The sequence below is a fragment of the Desulforegulaceae bacterium genome, from assembly GCA_034006035.1.
Lineage (GTDB): Bacteria > Desulfobacterota > Desulfobacteria > Desulfobacterales > JACKCP01 > JACKCP01.
In genome coordinates this window covers 1-18198 of record JAVETN010000006.1, presented here as the reverse complement: position 1 = coordinate 18198, position 18198 = coordinate 1, and the positions used below count along the sequence as shown (strand labels likewise).

Sequence of the window (18198 nt, the reverse complement as noted above, 5' to 3'; positions counted from 1 at the left end):
TAAACCGGAAAAATAAAATAAACCGGAAAAATAATATGAAAATTGACTATAATAAAATAAATAAAAACAAATATCTTAAAGAAGCCGTCTCACTCAGGTTGTGTCCAGATGAACAAACCATAAGGGATCCTTATTTTAAAGAAAAGGTGTTAAACCATTTTAAAACATGTCCTTTGTGTAAAAACAAAACCCCTGATCCGTTTTTTGATCTTGCAGAAAGTTTTAAATCTGAAATTGAAATTTACCAGCCCAAGCCCGGGGAAATTGCCTCTTTAAAAAGCGAGCTTGGGAAATGGAAAAACAATTTCTATCTTGTTCCTCCTTTAGTTTATCTTGATAAAATAAAAGATGATTTTTTTGAATGTTTTTTAGTTTCTCCAATTACAGAAATTTTTTCTGAAAAAGACCTTTTTATTCCAGATTTAATTTCAGATTTTATACCCTTTATAATTGAGGGCTGGAACAAAATTAAAATTCACAAAACTCTTATTTCAAATTTTATTTGTGATTTAAGTGATTTTAAAACTGATATAGATTTGTTTTTCAATTCAGAAACTCCTCCTATCTGGTCAAAAAGCAGATTTAAAAATAAAAACATGGAAGAAGTTAAAGTTTTTAGGAAGATAGAAAAGTTTTGTGCTTCACAATTTACCTCATCACCGGCATTTATACTTGCAAAAGCCCTTAAAACAAAAGCAAAAAAACTTATTTCCAATGAAATCTATTTAAAAGACAATCTGATTAATAATCCTGAGCTGCTTTTAAAAGAATTGGCAACTTATTTTAATCCAACAATTGTTCATGCAGGAAGTGAAAAAATAAATTTTTATTTTTATTCTGTAATAGTTGAAAATGAAGAAATTAAAAACATTTTACTTCAAAACGCAAATCTGGAAGATAATTTCATAGAAAATGAAAACCTAATAATTACTGGAACAGCAGAGCCAGATAATAAAGATTTTGTTTATTCAGGGAGCCATGCCCTTTTCCAGACAAACTCAGGAAAAACAATAGAATCAATCTTTTCAGATTTTGATGAAGAAACCAATGTATTTGAAGCAAGATTTCAGTTTTCAAAAGGAAAAAATATCTGGTTTTTTAATTGGTACAGGACTGATACAAATTGATAAGAGATAATTTAAATCTTAAAAAAATAGATTTTTGTCTTAAATCAAGATCAAGAGCAACTACTCTTATCAATTTTCTTGAAGATCCTTTTTTCAAAATCATTGATCTAGATTTCAATGAAGAAATTTTTAAAAAATATATAAAAAAATTAGAGTTTGATAAAAATCTTACCATCCTTTTTATAAATCATATTTTATTTGAATCATTAAACACAAATAAACTTAAATCATTTGAGTTTGCAAATATTTATTTTTGCAATACTTTTTCATTTAATTTCAAGTTTTTAGATAAAAACACTTTTATTCCCTGTGTTTTTTTAAATGAAAATCAAATTGATTTAATTTATTTTTTTATTTCTGAAATAGAATCAGAAAAAAACATAATATTTGGAGATTTTATAAAAAATAATAGCAGTAAGGAATTTAAAGATTCAGTTTTAAATTCATTTAAACTTTTAAATTCAAAAAAATCTTTTTTTATAGAAGGTTTGAAATACAATTCCAATCTTGAGTTAGGTGGCAAATCAGCTTCTTTATCTTTTTATCTAGGATTTTTTTCCATTGAAAACAACAAATTATACCCAAATGATTTGATTTTTTCATCTGTATTGGATGATGAAGGCAAAACTCAAAACACAATGGATTTAAATAAAAAAAAGGAATTTATTTTAAATAAAAACTTTAAGTTTTTTATAGTTCCTTCAATTAATTATTATGAAAATAAAAATCTTTCTAAAGATTTAAAAACCCTTCCTTCCACAGATATAAAAGAAGCTAAAAAAACTCTGGCCTTGGCTTCTCAAAAAGGATTTTTAAAAGAATATTTTAAATTTATTTTATTTCCGGCTGAAGCTTTGTCATCCTATCTTTATTCAGTTCCTGTAAATATTTTAAAAGCTGTTTTAAAAAAAACAGAAGAAACATCCCTGGTTGAAAATATAGTTTTTAATGAAACTCTTTTTTCAGGTTTTATTAAAAATTTTATTAAAAGTTCAAACACTGACCTTGAAAAAGCATTATTAATAATTTCTTTAATTGAAAACAATTTTAAAATTTTTTCAAAATCACCTTTTTTTGATTTACTTTTTTTGTTTTCTTCTTCTGCTTCCCTTGTTTTTTCAAGAAAAGGAATTCCTTCCCAGGAAAACAAATGGATAGAAATTTCTAAAAAATTTATTAATAATGCTGTGAAAACAAGAAAAGGAAGAAATGCTTTTATCTGGTTTACCAACCACTGCCTTGTAAATTCAAATCATGATAAATATATTTTCAACCCAGAAATTCCGATTACAATAAAGAATTTTTTAAACATCCTGGAAAAAAGATTTCATGAGGAATGTGAGTTTATCCCTGAAGCAGCAGATGATACAATTGCAGCTTTATGCGGAACAATTGCACAAAACTATGGATTTTGCGGAAAAGATTATATTCATAAAACAAAAGAATTTGCCTTAAAAGCAATAAAATATTTTGGAGGAGAAACCAATCTTAAAAATTCAAAGTTCAGGGATGATATAAAAAGACAATTCAATTATCTTTGCTTTGCCTATCTTGATGCTGGGGATTTTAATCAGGCTGAGAAATACTTTTTAAAATATTCCAATTCTTCCAGTATTTCAGAAGCTGTAAATAAAGAATTTGACCAATGGGGACATTTTTTGTGTGCAAGCTTTCTTTCAAGAAACAAAAATATTGATATCAAAAATTCTATTCAATACCAAAAATTCTATTTTGATAAATATAAAAACTCCCATCCTGAAAATATAAACAAATATCATCCTTCCCAGCTCTGGTTTTTTAATCTGGGGCTAATTGGTCTAATGCTTGAAAAATCAGATGATTCAAAAAACCTGTTAAAAAAAAGTCTTAAAATCTGTCTGGACGAAGTAAACGGCGATTCAATTAGAGTAATGGCCTTGCTTCCTTTATCTGAATTAGTTCTTTTAGAAGATTTAAATTCATGGGCTGATGAAGTTTTTGAAACAATAAAAAAATCAGCTTTAAAACTTTCCCATTCCCATTTTTCCATTTTATTTACAAAGAAAAAAACAATTGAAATTTTAAAAAATATAAGGGAAGATAAAGAAAAATTTTTTCCTTTTTCCTATAGGTAATTTTGCTCTGTGACAATTGAATATTGAAAATCTCTCAAATAAAAGTCTTTAATTTCAAGTGGTTATATAAAAAGATATGAGGTGGATTTTGGATGTTAAAATTATTTTGGTCTTAAATTCGATATATACAATAAAATCAATACATTAGCTTACACAGCAACCAAAATCCACAGAGGAGTAATCTTTGTTTAATTATTTCAGCACCTTAACTGATTTTATGAGAAATTCAAGGTGGGTAAAAACTACACGGAGGCTAAAATTTGAGGGGATGTCTCATTTTGGCCTTGAAAACCCGCATGAATAAAGCTATACAAAAGGCAGGAGTCAGAAATTAGCCTCGCTTCGAGAGGATTAAGACTAGGATACATCAGCTATAGCTACAGGCAGGTCTTTCGTAGTCAGAAATTAGCCTCGCTTCGAGAGGATTAAGACAATTCTCGTTTTTCTGATTTTGTAATCTTTTTTTTGTCAGAAATTAGCCTCGCTTCGAGAGGATTAAGACTGAGTTGTTAAAATGTTTGTTTTTTAATTCGATTTTTTGTCAGAAATTAGCCTCGCTTCGAGAGGATTAAGACTTCATCTTTAAATCTTTTGCTCCTTCCAGCCATTAAGTCAGAAATTAGCCTCGCTTCGAGAGGATTAAGACTTTTCAACCTTTTCAAGGTTTAATGCAACAAGGATTGAGTCAGAAATTAGCCTCGCTTCGAGAGGATTAAGACTTTATTGAATATTTTTTCTATTTTTTGTCCAGTATAGTCAGAAATTAGCCTCGCTTCGAGAGGATTAAGACAGCTCCTTTATCGTTAGTATCTACCCACATAGCTTCTGTCAGAAATTAGCCTCGCTTCGAGAGGATTAAGACTACAGTCTCGATAGCCATAGGTTTAGCTTCAACAAGTGTCAGAAATTAGCCTCGCTTCGAGAGGATTAAGACACGTCAGCTGGAAGCTTCTTGCCTTCCACTGACATTAAGTCAGAAATTAGCCTCGCTTCGAGAGGATTAAGACGGAGTTAAGAATTTCTTCTTGATTAGGGAGCAGACTGGTCAGAAATTAGCCTCGCTTCGAGAGGATTAAGACCCGAACTGGTTGGCAGCTTGTAGAGGTGTAAATCTCCGAGAGGTCAGAAATTAGCCTCGCTTCGAGAGGATTAAGACTTTTTGTCACTTCACACGTGCAAACACGCATTTCAGCGTCAGAAATTAGCCTCGCTTCGAGAGGATTAAGACCTTGCCTTCCACTGACATTAATTTCTCGGCGAGCTTAGTCAGAAATTAGCCTCGCTTCGAGAGGATTAAGACATTCTAACACCCTTACACTCCTGGATTTCGTAGGTGTAGTCAGAAATTAGCCTCGCTTCGAGAGGATTAAGACTTTCTTGCCTCAAGAGGAGTTGCCTCAGCTTCATTTAAGTCAGAAATTAGCCTCGCTTCGAGAGGATTAAGACGGTAGACCTCAGAGTGGCCTTCTGCCAATGAGGCGAGTCAGAAATTAGCCTCGCTTCGAGAGGATTAAGACTCTGAGAAAACACTCTGCACTACCTTCTGCCAACGAGGGTCAGAAATTAGCCTCGCTTCGAGAGGATTAAGACTTTGCGTAACTTTGTTTTTACTTCAGGTTTTACTTCAGGTCAGAAATTAGCCTCGCTTCGAGAGGATTAAAAAGACTGAAGATTTGTTCCTGGAATTTGTTTTTTTATTTTCATTTGAAAAATACTGAATTTTCTTAGTCAAATGTTTTTTTGAAATCTAAAATATCAATGCCGTAGTTAATTTTTGAAGACAAAAAATATAATTTATAAAAAGGAAAAACACTATGGTAGAAATTTGGGACGATTTTTGCGGAAAAGAAGAGAAAGAATGAAAAGATTTTTTGAAAAAAACAAAGAGAAAATTTTAAACTTTGAACTTGATGGACTTGATTTTTCCGATTAAAAAATAAGATACTGCTCCAAAGAATTTTTTTGGAGCAAGTAAATCTTAATTTCGGAATTTAAAAATGACAAATATTTTACTAACAACTTTTGGAATTTCATGGCAGATAATCCCTGAAATCATAGGCTTTACAAACCCTGAAACAATAAATCTTTATAAAAATCATAAAGATATTTTAGAAATTGAAGAAAAAAGAAAAAAACATAATATAAAAAACATCAATGAAATCTGGATGGTTGGTACAGGTGGGCAAAAAACTCTTAATTCATTAAAAACAATTGTTGAGTGGTATGATAAATTAAGTAAAAATAAGCCTGGACTTAAAATCTGGCTTGTAAAAAATGCCGATGATCTGACTTCAGAATATGAATTCAGACAAATGGCAGAAACAATTCACAGAATCACCCTTCTTGCCTATGAAAAAACAAAAGACAAAAGTCTTTTTCTTTCTCTTACAGGAGGAAGAAAAACCATGAGTTCTGATTTGCAGAATTCAGCATCTTTTTTTGGATGCAAAGCAATGATTCATATTCTTGATAATTTTGAAATTGCTAAAAGTTTAAAAGATAAAAACACAGATTTTTTTCTTTCACCTCTGGTTAAGCCTTTTTCCAATGCTTTCACTCCTGTAATTACAGGCCAATACCAAAAAAACATACTTTTAGAAATAGACCCTATAATAAAATCCAAAGATTTTTTTATAAAATATCCAGAAAATTCAGATCCTGTTTTTGTAGAATTTGATGATAAAAATTATTTAATTGATGAAATTGAAAAAAGAAAGAAAAATGCAACCAATCTTGTTTTTAATTATAGTTCAAAGCTTATTCAGGGAGAAAATCAAACAAACTTTCTTGCACTTTATACCTTGCCTCCTGAACTTATAGGTTTTTTGAAAAATTATAAAATTGGAATTAATAAAAAGAATTTAAAAAAAGATTATAATCTTTTAAAAAAACTTCCTAAAACAGAACTTCACTGTCACTTAGGAGGTGTTGCAGATGCTTTTGAACTTATTGAAATTGCAAAAGAATTAGAAACAGAACTTCTTTTTTACAAAAAAGTTCTGGACTCCTTTTTTGAAAAAGCAAAAAAGCTTATAAAATCAAAAGAAATTGTTAAGTTAAGAAAAACCTATATTCCCAAAAAAATAAGAACAGCTTTAAACAATATTCCTGAACCTTTTATAACTGCAAATTTTATTCTTCTTTTTAAAGATCATCCTGAGCTTTTGGAAGATTTTATTTATTCTGATCTAAAATACGAAAGCAATTTCTGTGGAAAAGGTTTTTCTCCTTATGAAAAAATTGGAGATTTGCAGGGTTCAGGGCTTTTGCAACATGAAAAAACATTACAAAAAACCTGTGAAATTTTAAAAAGAAAAGCAAATTTTCATAATATAAAATATTTGGAATTAAGATGTTCACCCCACAATTATACCAGAGGAGGAATGAGTCCTCTTTTGGTATATAAAACAATAGAAAATGAATTAAATAAATTAAAAAACATTGAAGCAGGAATTATTTTTATTGGAAGCCGTCACGGAAAAATGAGCACAATTTACAGCCATGTCGAGCTTGCAAAAAGTATTGCTGAAACTGATGAAAATACAATTTTAAAAGGCTTTGATTTGGCAGGAAATGAAAAAGCAAAAAAACCTTCAGAAATAAGGGAAGCTTTTTTACCTTTAATGGAAAAATGTATGCATTTTACAATTCATGCCGGTGAAAACATGCCTGCAGAAAATATCTGGGAAGCAGTATATCATTTAAGTGCAGAAAGAATTGGACATGGACTTACCTTAAAAGACAATAGCTCTCTTATGGAAAAATTTTTAAATTCTGGAACTGCTCTTGAAATGTGCCCTTCCAGTAATTTTCAAATAGTTGGTTATAGAGATTTTTTAATGGATGAAACAAAAAATCATTCTGATTATCCCCTTAAATTTTATCTAGATAAAGGTCTTAAAGTAACTATAAACACTGACAATCCTGGTATTTCTAAAACTGATTTTACAAATGAATTTTTAAAAGCTGCAAAAATGACAGAAAACGGGCTTTCACTTTGGGAAATTTTTATACTAATAAGAAATGGTTTTAAATCTGCCTTTGCTGATAGACAAACAAAAACAAAACTTATTAAAAATGCAGAAAATGAAATTTTAGATTTAATATTAAAAGGTGATTTCAATGAATAGTGAAAAAGTGTTGTGCATAAAAAGAAAGAATCTTCCAAAGGAATGGATTAAAAATTATCTAAGCCTGAGTATTCTGGAGGATGAATTTAAAAATAAAATAAATTCTTTTGAAGTTTTATATGAAACTAGAAGCAAGGCTGAAGAAAATTTTAATCTAAAACAGATAATTCCCTATATTTTAATTCAGAACTCTAAAAAAACGCTTACAGGTATTTATAAAAGAAAAGGAAGCGAAAAAAGACTTGCTGATTTATGGTCCTCTGGAGTTGGAGGACATGTAAATACCAATGACAAATCAAAGTCAGTTTTTAGTACAATCAAAAATGGAATGCAAAGAGAATTGTCCGAGGAAATCACAGGCCTACCAAAAAAATATTCTATTTCTTTTTGCGGAATTATCAATGAAGAAGTAACTGAAGTGGGTAAAGTTCATTTGGGAATTGTTTATAAAATAATTTCAGATGATATAAAAAGTTTTATTCCAGGCGAAGAGCTGAATTCTTTTCAGTTTTTTAAAACTTCAGAGTTAAAAACTCTGAACATGGAACTTTGGTCAAGTCTTGCTTTAAAGTTATAAAATCTATTTTTTTAAAATAATTCCATTAATTTTTGAAATCCATTTTTTTACCGCCGTTTTTAAGATTAGAAAAACAATAAAATCAGGAGGTTTAAAATGGGTGCAAAAATTGTCAAAAAAGCAGAATCTCTAAGTCCTGCAAATGAAATTTTTGAAGATGAATTTGTAAAACTAAGTGATTTAAAAATCAGTCAGTCAAGTTTAAAAGATTCTTCAATAAGAATTTCAGGACAAATTTCAGAACTTTCATTCAACAATAAATGGATTGAAATAATTGAACTTTTCCATCCTTTAAATGAAAAACTTCCTGAATTTGCAAATACAGAGTTTGAAGCAGATTTAAGATCTAAAATTTCATTTGCTCTTAATCAACTCAATAGGTTTGATGAAGCAATCATTGAGCTTAAAACAGCATTAAATTCACAGCCTGACAGATTTATCTTTCATCATAATCTTGCTTATACAGCATACAATTCACTTTACAGTGCAAAAAACAAAGATGTTTTTTTAAGGGGGAATCATAAAAAAGAAAGAATTGAACTTGCAAAAAAACATTTTCAGGCTGCAATAGCAATTAAACCCGACACAATTACAAATTTCTACCGCATGGGAATGCTTGTAAAAGAATTTGAAGGAAAACCTGATAAAGCGATTAACTATTTTTTTTCGGCTGTAAAAAACTGGGAAAATCTTTTAGATGAAGAAAAAGAAAAAAGACATCAGGAAAAGAAAAACTATATAAAAGCTCTTTATCAATTAGCTTCTGTTCTTTTAAAATCAGGCAAAACAAATCAGCCTCTTTTGTATCTCAATAAGTGTATTGAATACGATAATGAAACAAATTATCTTTTACCTCAAAACAAATTCTTTGCCCTTGGGAAAATTTATTTTGCAATTTCAGATTATCAAAAAGCTATTAAAAGCCTTGAGCTTGCAATGGAATATTCTGAAAAAAAACAAGATTATATAGTTGAGCTTCTGGCAAGAACTTACTTTTTTTCTGATAAGGCTGAAAAAGGACTTAAAACAATAAATCTTTTAAATTCAAATTATATGAAGCCTTATTGCAGATGGACAAAAGCAGATATCTTATCTTCTCTTGGAAAGTTTGATCAGGCTGAAGAGCTTTTAACTGACAAAATTGAATCAGATATGAGATCAAGACATAAAACTTTGATAAAGCTTTCAAGAATAAGATATCTTCGAGGTGATTTTTCAAAAGCACTGGAATTTGCAATAGATGCACACAACTTTTCAAAAAAGACCTGGAATAACAATAATGCTGAGTCAATCTATCTTCAGGCAGTATGTCACTTTAAGCTTAAAAATTCAGACAAGGCAATAAGAGCAATGGCAAAACTTAAGGAAGTTAATCCTGCATATTCAAAGCTTTCTGTTCTTGAAGATAAATTTTCATCACTTGTAAGTTAAAAGGTGGATTATGGCATCAACTAATGCAAAAAAGATTCTTTTAAAAAATGCTGATTACACCCTTCTTTCCAAAAAATTGGAAAATAAAATTATTGAAGGGGGCGATAAAAAAGAAATTGAAAGAATTTTAAAAAATAACTCCATTTTATCAGATCTTGATGAAGAAATGCTCATAAAATGGAGCGAGCTTGCAAGAATGAATTGCAGTATTGATGCCGCAGAAAAAATTTACAATTTTACTCATAACAAATTTCCAAAAAATTTTACAGCTTTTGAAAATCATATTGAAATGCTTTCCATTTTAAATGAAAAGGAAAAGCTTTTAAAAATAACAGCTCTTGCAAAACAAAACGGATTTAAAACCACCTCTGCTTTTTTTCAGATTGAGGAAAAAACAAATGAAATTGAACAAAGTTTTTATCCTTTGGAAAATTTAAGAAAAAATCAGGAGCTGATTAAATATTATTTCTCACTTTTTAAAGGAAGAACTGACGTTTTTGCAAGACAATGGCATTCAAAAGAAAAGCAGCAGCAAGGCTATGTTCCAGTAAGACAAATTCTTACAGAAGATGAAATTGAATCCCATATTTCAGGAAGAGAAAGCCTTGGTATTTATATTTTAAATTCAGACAATTCAGTAAATCTTGGTGTAATTGATATAGACTTAACAAAAGAAGTTCGTTCTCAAAACAAAAGAAAACTGATTGGTAAAATAAATCAGGAATCTCAATGGATGGTAAAAAGAATCAAAGAAATATCTGGAAAATATGGACTTAATCCTCTTTTGGAATTCAGCGGAGGCAAAGGATATCATTTTTGGTATTTTTTTAAAAATTCACCAAAAGCCGGAATTGTAAAAAAACTTCTTGAATCAATTACCAGTGAAATTAAAAATGACTTAACATATTTTAATTTAGAGGTATTTCCAAAACAAGATTATCTTTCAGGAAAAGGTTTGGGAAACCTTGTTAAACTTCCCCTTGGAATTCATAAAAAAACAGGTAAAAAATCCTATTTCCCTGAGTGCAAAAAAAGAGAAACCCAAAGTCAGCTTGAGTTTTTGAAAAAATATTCACCTCAGGAAATTGGAAACTTAAACATAAAAGAATCCAAAGCTGAAGTTAAAGATTTTCCCTTAAAAAAAAACTCTGAATTTCCTGAAATTGTAAACCTCAAAAACCTTTGTCCGCCAATAGGGCAAATTATTGTTCAATGTCTTAATAAAAACAATATTTCAAGAACCCAGGAAAAAATAATTTACCAGACAATTGGCTTTCTTCCCCAGGGAAGAAGGCTTGTTCATAGTTTGTTTCAAAGAATGCCTGATTATAATGACAAACTTGTTGATTTGTATCTTACAAGGCTTAAAGGAACTCCTCTTGGCTGTAGAAGAATACATAATATCACCGAATATTCTGGAAGTTACTGCTATTTTGAAAAATCAGGAGAATACCTTACTCCCCTGCTCCATCTTGGATTTTCCCCTGAACAATTTAAAGGAAGGTCTGAAAAAACTGAAAGTCTTCAGCAGGCTCTTGAAAATCTTAAAACTGCAATTTTAATAGTTGAAAGGTATATAAAATAAAATGGAATCAGTCTACATAATGGAGCCAGGCTCATTTATAAGAAAAAAAGGTGGCGAGCTTTCTATTGTAAAAAACGGCTCTGTTTTAAATTCAATCCCTTCTTCCAATATAAAAAGAGTTGTCCTTGCCAAAGGAGTGTCTCTTACTTCAGCTGTTCTTGATTATTTGGTTGATAACAAAATTGAAACTGTATTTTTAACAAGAAATGGTAAATTTCGTGCAAGAATTTCAACAGATGAAAATTCAAAGGTTGAACTTAGAAAAAAACAGTATTTTTTGTTGTCTGATCCTGTTTATTCAAAAAAATTTGCCTGTGCTGCAGTAAACGGAAAAATTAAAAACATGTCAAATCTCATGGCCTTAAGAGGAAGAGATTATAAGGACAGACAGCTTTCTGAAGCAGGACTTGCTCTCAAAAGTTTTAAACCAGTTTATACAGATTCTTTTGATAGAATAAGAGGACTTGAAGGAGCAGCATCAGCATTATATTTCAGAATGTTTAAAAAAATGATTAAAAATAAAGGTTTTTATTTTAAAAAAAGAAGCAAAAGGCCTCCTCTTGATCCTATAAACGCAATGCTTTCATACATTTATACAATCCTTTTATCTGAAGTTTTAACTGCTATCCAGATCAAGGGATTAGATCCTTATCTTGGATCTTTGCATGAAATTTTGTATTCAAGACCGTCTCTTGCCTGCGATCTTGTTGAAGAATATAGAGCCCCGGTTGCAGATAGATTTGTGCTTGAGCTTGTTAACAGAAAAATAGTTAAAAAAGATGATTTTGTATTCAGAGAAAAAAAAGACGCATACTCAGATGAAAAAGATATGGTTTTAAATCGTCCTGTTGAAATGAAGCCTAAATTTAGAAATAAATTCATAGAATCATACGAATATATGATGAATACAGGACTTTTTTACCCACCGGAAAATAAAAAACTAGAAATTAGAAAGATAATTTCAAGGCAAATTTCACAATTTATTGAATCCCTTGAAAATAAAACAACTTACAAGCCTTTTGAATGGAAAAGATAAATGTTTTACCTTATTTGTTTTGACATAGTTGATGATAAAAAAAGATATAGAGCTGTTAAAATACTTAAAAAATATTCTATCCGAGTTCAGAAATCAGTATTTGAAGCCTATAATTTAAGTGATTATAAGCTTCAAAAGCTTCGTTCTGATATTTCAGAAGTAATTGATCATAATACTGATTCTATAAGATATTATCCACTTTGCAGGGCTTGCAGAACTTTTATAAAACAGGACGGAATCGGGCCTGAGCCTGTTCGGGCTCCCTGGGTTGTTGTTTAACAATTTAACAAAAGAATTAACTTATTATAAAAAAGTAAATATGAATTTTTTTATCAAACCAAACTAAATTTCAGGAATTATGAGCATTGCAAATTTTTATTAATGCTCTCAAATGACTTATAACTTTATTGGAGGAAGAATGAAAAAGATTTTTAGTTTATCAATTATGTTTATTTTTATTATTGCATCAACTTGTTTTGCTGATAGCAAAATTAAACAAAGACAGGCATATGTTGGACTTAATGCAGGTATGCTGAGTTATGAAGAAAATAATTTCCCTGATATTGAATTCCCAGTTTTGGTTGCAAAGGCTGGTTATTTTATAATTGATTATATTGCAATTGAGGGACGTTTTGGTTTTGGAATTGGAGACGATACAGTCACCGTAAAGTACTCTAATGGAAGTTACGTTAAAGGGACTTTTGAGTTAGACGTTAAAGGGACTTTTGAGTTAGACAGAGTTTATGGAGCTTATCTCAGCGGTTACATTCCTCTTAAAGATGTAGCCTCTATATATGCAATTGCTGGGTATTCTAAAGCAAAAGCAAGTGCGAAAGCAGAGGTAAAAAGCACATATTATAATGAACATATATATTTAGAAGTTTCAGATACAGAATCCGATTTTTCATACGGAGTAGGACTTGACTTTTATGTTGATAAATTCTGCGTTAATGTTGAATACATGAATTATATGGATAAAGACGATTTTGAAATTTCTGTAATCAGTGCAGGAATAAAGTATAATTTTTAATTTTCTTTACCTTTCCAAACTTCGCTTGGAAAGGTAATTATCTGTAATTATGAAATAATATTTCCAAACAGGAGTTTTGTAACTGCCGAAAGTCCGGACGTAAACTATTTAAATATGATTGAACATAAATTTTCCATTTTTTGCCTAAAAATTTATTGAAAAAATCATATACTAATTGTTCACCTGCCGTAAGTGGCTGGCTAAGTTCATCAAACGGATCTTCTGGTGGGGATACAAATCTCTTCAATTAATTTAAATCCTTATATTATTCACTTTACAGAATTCTTATTTTTATTCTGCAAAGATGAAACAAAAACATTACCCCCTGTATTACTTCTAGTCTCTATACAAAGATTTCAATCTTATTTTATATAAAGTGCAAAATGTTTTTAGGTGCTCCAAAAAATAAAACAAATAAATTTTTAATTTATTTGAAAAACTGATTTTCAGCACCGTACTAAAAATTCGAGTTATTTTACTTAAATTTAAAAAACATCGTTTTTAAGCAAGTATTCGATAAAAAATTTGAAATTTGAAATTTTAATGCCGTTCTAATTACTAGAAAAAAAATAAAGCTTGAAATAATTCAATTCCTAATATTAACTATTAAAGTTAAAACCAACTAACAAAAAAAAGAATATATGAAAACAGGAAAATACAGCTTCTACATTAAATTTATAGATGATGCAATTCTTCCAGAGTATAAAGGCTCAACATTCAGAGGTGTTTTTGGGCACGCTTTAAAAAAATCTGTTTGTGCCTTAAAGCTTCAAACCTGTGAAAATTGCATTTTAAAAGAAAATTGTCTTTACTCTTTTGTTTTTGAAAAAAAAGATAATAAATTAAATCACAATGTTTCTGCAAATCCCCATCCCATTGTAATTGTTCCCCCTGAAACAAAACAAAGATTTTTCAAACCCGGTGATGAACTTGAAACCCAAATTATTCTTTTCGGAATTGCCAATGAAAAACTCCCCTACTTTGTTCTTACGTTTCAAAATATGGGAAAAATGGGAATAGGGAAAAAAATAAAAGGAAAAAGAAGCAAATTTTTACTTGAAAAAGTTTCAACTGAAAATGAAATAATTTTTGACAGCAAAAAAAACACCATGGTTCATGAAGACAAATCAAAACAAATTGAATTATCAAATGACTCAGGTAAATATGAGTGTTCAAAACTGAAAATTATTTTAAATACGCCTTTGCGGGTCAATTTTGGAAAACAATTTCCAGTTGAGCTTAACTTTAAAGAGCTTACAAGAAACATGTTAAGAAGAATTTCATCTTTAATGAATACTTATGGGAATGGCGAGCCGGACCTTGATTATAAGGGACTTATTAAAAAAGCATCTGAGATAAAAATTGAAAATTCAAACCTTTACTGGAAAGACTGGCAAAGATACTCAAACAGACAAAACAAAAAAATGTTTATGGGCGGTCTTTTGGGAGACATTACATATAGTGGCAATTTAACTGAATTTGTTCCTTTAATTGAGGCCTGCTCCAAGGTTCATATTGGTAAAAATACTGTTTTTGGGCTTGGAGGGTTTGAGTTCAGCATTTTATAAAAACTAAGGATATACATTTTGAAAGAAACAAAAAAAATACTCATCTTATTAAACCATATACCAGCACCAGAGCAGCTTGAAGATATTGAAAAGCAGTTAAACGCTAAAATAGAAACTGAAGCTGATTTAAAAATTAAAGAAATGTGGTCAAATATTCCACCTGTTATGGATAAAATTTCGCTTTATCTTGAGCCTGTTAAAAAATGGATTTTAAAAAATTCCAATGAGTCAGATTTTATATGGGTTCAGGGAGAATCAGGTGCATTATTTAATATTGTAAATTTTTGCTTAAAAAATAAAAGAAAGCCAATTTATTCGGTTACAAAAAGAAATCTTGAAAAAGAAATAAAAGAAGAAAACCAAATAAAAACAACAAGAATATTTAAGCACGTTAAATTCAGGTTTTATGAAGCTGAATAAAACAAAAGCTCTTTAAACCAGGGAGATAATAAATTATGAACTTTGCAGAAAAAATTCTTGACAGAAAAACATCAGTTTTTGATGTGGAATTTCTCACTCCGGCCTTTGCAATGGGAGCTGACGGAGAACATGCTGAATTAAGAGAACAAACATTAAACGGCCTTTTGCGTTTCTGGTGGAGGGCTTTTTTCGGCAGTGATAATCTTGATGAAATGCAGGAAAAAGAATCTCAAATTTTTGGAAGCACTTCCAATAAGTCTGATTTAAAAATTTTTATTTCTGATAAAAGCTTTCAGAGCCAGATTGCCAATATTCCAAAAGGTGCATCTATTTCTGTAACATCAAAAGGAAAATCTTTTAGCATAAGTATTATTGAATATTTAGCCTATGGCCTTTACGAATATAAAAAAGGAAGTGGCAATGTTTTTACCAAAGGACATATAAAAGAAAACGGAAAATTTAATTTAAACTTAGAATTTTCAAAAAAATACGAAAAACAAATTTTGACTTCTTTATTCCTTTTAAATAAATTTGGAGGAATTGGTTCAAGATCAAGGAATGGTTTTGGTTCCCTTAATATAAAAGGCTTAAGCTCATCACAAATAACAGATAAAATTGATGATAAATTAAAATCTTTTACTTCTTTTTCAAATCAGGCAAAACTATTTAAATTCCAACCTGAAAACTCCTGGAGCAATTCACTATCTCAAATTGGAATTGCATATAGAGAAGCAAGAACAAGCCTTGAAAAAAGACATTTTTTTGACAGACGTGCTTTAGCTGCAAAGCCAATTATTGTGAAAGGTGAAATAAATATCCCTGAGAGACATTCAAAGTCATATTTCTTAAAAGTTAAAAAAACCAAAGACAATAAATTTCAAGGCCAGATTCTATACTTACCTTACAATTACTACAGACAAAAAGATAAAGAAAAATATCTGAAAGTATATGATGATATGAATAAAATTATTAAAACAAAATGCCTTAAAGAACAAAGCATCAAGGAGGCTCTAAATGATAACTAACCCTGAAACCTATTGGAACAATAAATTATCAGCATATCTTCATGACCCCTTTGACAAGGTTTTCAAAATTCAGGGACATGAATCAAGAGCAGCAAAAATTCTTGAAGCTTTAGGACTTCAGCAGCCAAACGAAAAATTCTGGAAAAAAGCTGATGGAATGGCATCAGGATTTGAAAGAGGACAGGTTCCTTCTTACGACAAAGATGAAAATAAAAACGGTGCAGTAGATTTTTTAAAAAATCCTGTTCTTACCCATCCTGTATCAGATAAAAAAATAAATATTGAACTTCCTGATGTTTATAAAAACATGAGCCAGGATGAAGCTTCTGAAAAAATTTCAGGAGACCTTATAAAACTCATAAAAAATAAAATAGGTCTTAAACCAGAAGATGGAGGCTATTCAAATTTATTCAAAGGCAACCCTGAAAAATTTGCAGAAAACAGATTTTTTTACATTCATCTTTGCCTTAGATTTATTCTTGCAGAAGAAAATACTGCATCACTTGGTGCCTTATGGCACAGACTTCCGGCTGATTCAAGATTTCCGGATCATTCTATCTGGCAGCACAATGCTCTTACATCTGCTCTTTATTCATGCATGGACTTAGCCAAAGATCCTAACGGAGCAGGAATGGCAGTTTTTTCAATCACCCCTGTTCAGGATTATATTTCAAATGCAAGAAAACTCAGGGATTTCTGGACAGGTTCAATAATTCTATCCTGGCTTGCCTTTGAAGGAATTAAATGGGTTTGTGAAAACTTGGGACCTGACCATATTTTATATCCTTCACTTATAGATCAGCCTCTTATAAACGAATATCTTGATATTGAAAAAGACATAAGAGGCATAAACTCAATGAACAACATCAGGGATATTGCATCTTTTCCAAACAAGTTTTTGTTTCTTCTTCCCTTTGAAAAATCAGAGGAAATAACTGATAAAATTAAGGCACATATTAAAAATCAATGGATAAAAATCTGCACCATGTGTGAAGAACTTGTGGTTAAAAATACTCCATTAATATCAGAAGATGAAATAAATCATATTCATGAAATGTTTGAAAGACAATGCCATGATTATTTTGACTTTTCATGGTCTTCTACAAAACTTGTTACAAAAGATGACCTTGGTGAAGTATCAAAAATTTTACCTGACCCTTTATTTAAAAATCAAAAAGAAGTAGTTGAAATTTTTAATAAAATTATTGAAGGCAAACATTACGATGAATCAGGAACAGGACTACTCTACTCTGTTTCACACAGCCTTGTTCAGTCTTCACTTGCAGCATCAAAATCTATAAGAACAAGTTCAAGAAAAGAAGAAACCGGTGAAAAATGTCATCAATGCAGAGAATTTGAAGTTCTTCACTGCAAAAAATACAATAATGATATCAAGGCTTCTGAATATAAGGAAAATATTGAAGAATTTTGGCATGATTTTAAGAAAAAATGGAATAGAGAGCCTGATTTTAAAGAAAATACAAATGAAAAACTATGCTCTCTTTGCATGATAAAAAGAATTTTATACAGGATTTTTGAAAATTCTGACTACAATAATCATGTTCTTTCAAAAACTTTTAAAAATCAAAAATCATACCCTTCAACAACAGAAATGAGCCTGTATAATTATTTTCAAAAAAATAATATTGAATCTGATTCTGAAAAAAAAGACATTGCACAAATGCTTCATGACTCAGATTCAGATTCTCTAAAGGGAATGAAATCTCCGAAAATAAAAGACAGATACTACGCAGTTTTACTCATGGACGGAGATAAAATGGGTAATCTTGTAAACGGCTCTACAATAAATGCAACCTGGCAGTCAATTTTACATCCTGTTATAAAGCAAAGGCTTGAAAATAAAAATTTTCTACCGCTTTTCAAGGAAAACTGGAATAAAATTTTTGATAAACATCCACAAAGACTTTTAACACCATCAATTCACGCTGCAATTTCAGAATCACTTGGAGATTTTTCAATTTACGGAGTTTCCTCAATAATAAAAAAATATAAAGGGAAACTTATTTATGCAGGCGGTGATGATGTATGTGCGGTTCTTCCGGTAAATATGGCAGTTGATGCTGCAATGGAAATAAAAGATTATTACAATTCATATTTCAATTTTATTGAGTCAGAAAATGATACCTAAAATTCA

At 30.1% G+C, this 18198-nt stretch carries 13 protein-coding genes and 1 CRISPR repeat array; all 13 genes read left to right on the top strand.

The window, feature by feature from the left end; genetic code table 11:
- Positions 1-35 precede the first annotated feature (35 nt).
- The 13 genes from RBR53_06045 to cas10 all read left to right on the top strand — a co-directional run bounded on the left by RBR53_06045 (position 36) and on the right by cas10 (position 18192).
- Positions 36-1127 carry a hypothetical protein gene (locus tag RBR53_06045; GenBank protein MDY0132214.1) on the top strand — a complete coding sequence of 364 codons (1092 nt, stop codon included), beginning with the start codon at positions 36-38 and terminating at the stop codon, positions 1125-1127.
- The gene (locus RBR53_06040; GenBank protein ID MDY0132213.1) at positions 1124-3241 is read left to right on the top strand and encodes a hypothetical protein; all 2118 of its coding nucleotides are present in this window, start codon (positions 1124-1126) and stop codon (positions 3239-3241) included. Before RBR53_06045 ends, RBR53_06040 begins: the two co-directional genes overlap by 4 nt.
- Positions 3242-3564: 323 nt before the next feature.
- Positions 3565-4904: a CRISPR direct-repeat array (repeat unit 35 nt; unit sequence GTCAGAAATTAGCCTCGCTTCGAGAGGATTAAGAC).
- A gap of 334 nt (positions 4905-5238) precedes the next feature.
- On the top strand, positions 5239-7371 hold the full coding sequence (locus tag RBR53_06035; protein MDY0132212.1) for a CRISPR-associated ring nuclease: 2133 nt from the start codon (positions 5239-5241) through the stop codon (positions 7369-7371).
- On the top strand, positions 7364-7948 hold the full coding sequence (locus RBR53_06030; protein MDY0132211.1) for a phosphoesterase: 585 nt from the start codon (positions 7364-7366) through the stop codon (positions 7946-7948). The genes RBR53_06035 and RBR53_06030 overlap by 8 nt, the downstream gene beginning before the upstream one ends.
- A 96-nt stretch (positions 7949-8044) precedes the next feature.
- A complete protein-coding gene (locus RBR53_06025) occupies positions 8045-9379 on the top strand; it encodes a tetratricopeptide repeat protein (GenBank protein ID MDY0132210.1) in 1335 nt (444 codons plus the stop codon).
- A 10-nt stretch (positions 9380-9389) separates the two neighbouring features.
- Entirely contained in the window at positions 9390-10964 is a 1575-nt protein-coding gene (locus tag RBR53_06020; protein ID MDY0132209.1) for a CRISPR-associated primase-polymerase type A1, read from the top strand.
- Position 10965: 1 nt separating this feature from the next.
- Positions 10966-12000 carry a CRISPR-associated endonuclease Cas1 gene (gene cas1 / locus RBR53_06015; protein ID MDY0132208.1) on the top strand — a complete coding sequence of 345 codons (1035 nt, stop codon included), beginning with the start codon at positions 10966-10968 and terminating at the stop codon, positions 11998-12000.
- Entirely contained in the window at positions 12001-12279 is a 279-nt protein-coding gene (gene cas2 / locus RBR53_06010) for a CRISPR-associated endonuclease Cas2 (GenBank protein ID MDY0132207.1), read from the top strand.
- Between the two features lie 139 nt (positions 12280-12418).
- Entirely contained in the window at positions 12419-13030 is a 612-nt protein-coding gene (locus RBR53_06005; protein MDY0132206.1) for an outer membrane beta-barrel protein, read from the top strand.
- A 641-nt stretch (positions 13031-13671) separates the two neighbouring features.
- Positions 13672-14598, top strand: coding sequence for a CRISPR system precrRNA processing endoribonuclease RAMP protein Cas6 (gene cas6 / locus RBR53_06000; protein ID MDY0132205.1), 927 nt, complete (start codon positions 13672-13674; stop codon positions 14596-14598).
- Positions 14599-14616: 18 nt separating this feature from the next.
- Positions 14617-15018 (top strand): CRISPR-associated protein Csx20, encoded by a 402-nt coding sequence (gene csx20, locus RBR53_05995; protein MDY0132204.1) that lies wholly within the window; start codon positions 14617-14619, stop codon positions 15016-15018.
- A gap of 35 nt (positions 15019-15053) precedes the next feature.
- Positions 15054-16043, top strand: coding sequence for a type III-B CRISPR module RAMP protein Cmr1 (gene cmr1 / locus RBR53_05990; GenBank protein ID MDY0132203.1), 990 nt, complete (start codon positions 15054-15056; stop codon positions 16041-16043).
- Entirely contained in the window at positions 16033-18192 is a 2160-nt protein-coding gene (cas10, locus tag RBR53_05985) for a type III-B CRISPR-associated protein Cas10/Cmr2 (GenBank protein ID MDY0132202.1), read from the top strand. The genes cmr1 and cas10 overlap by 11 nt, the downstream gene beginning before the upstream one ends.
- Positions 18193-18198 lie beyond the last annotated feature (6 nt).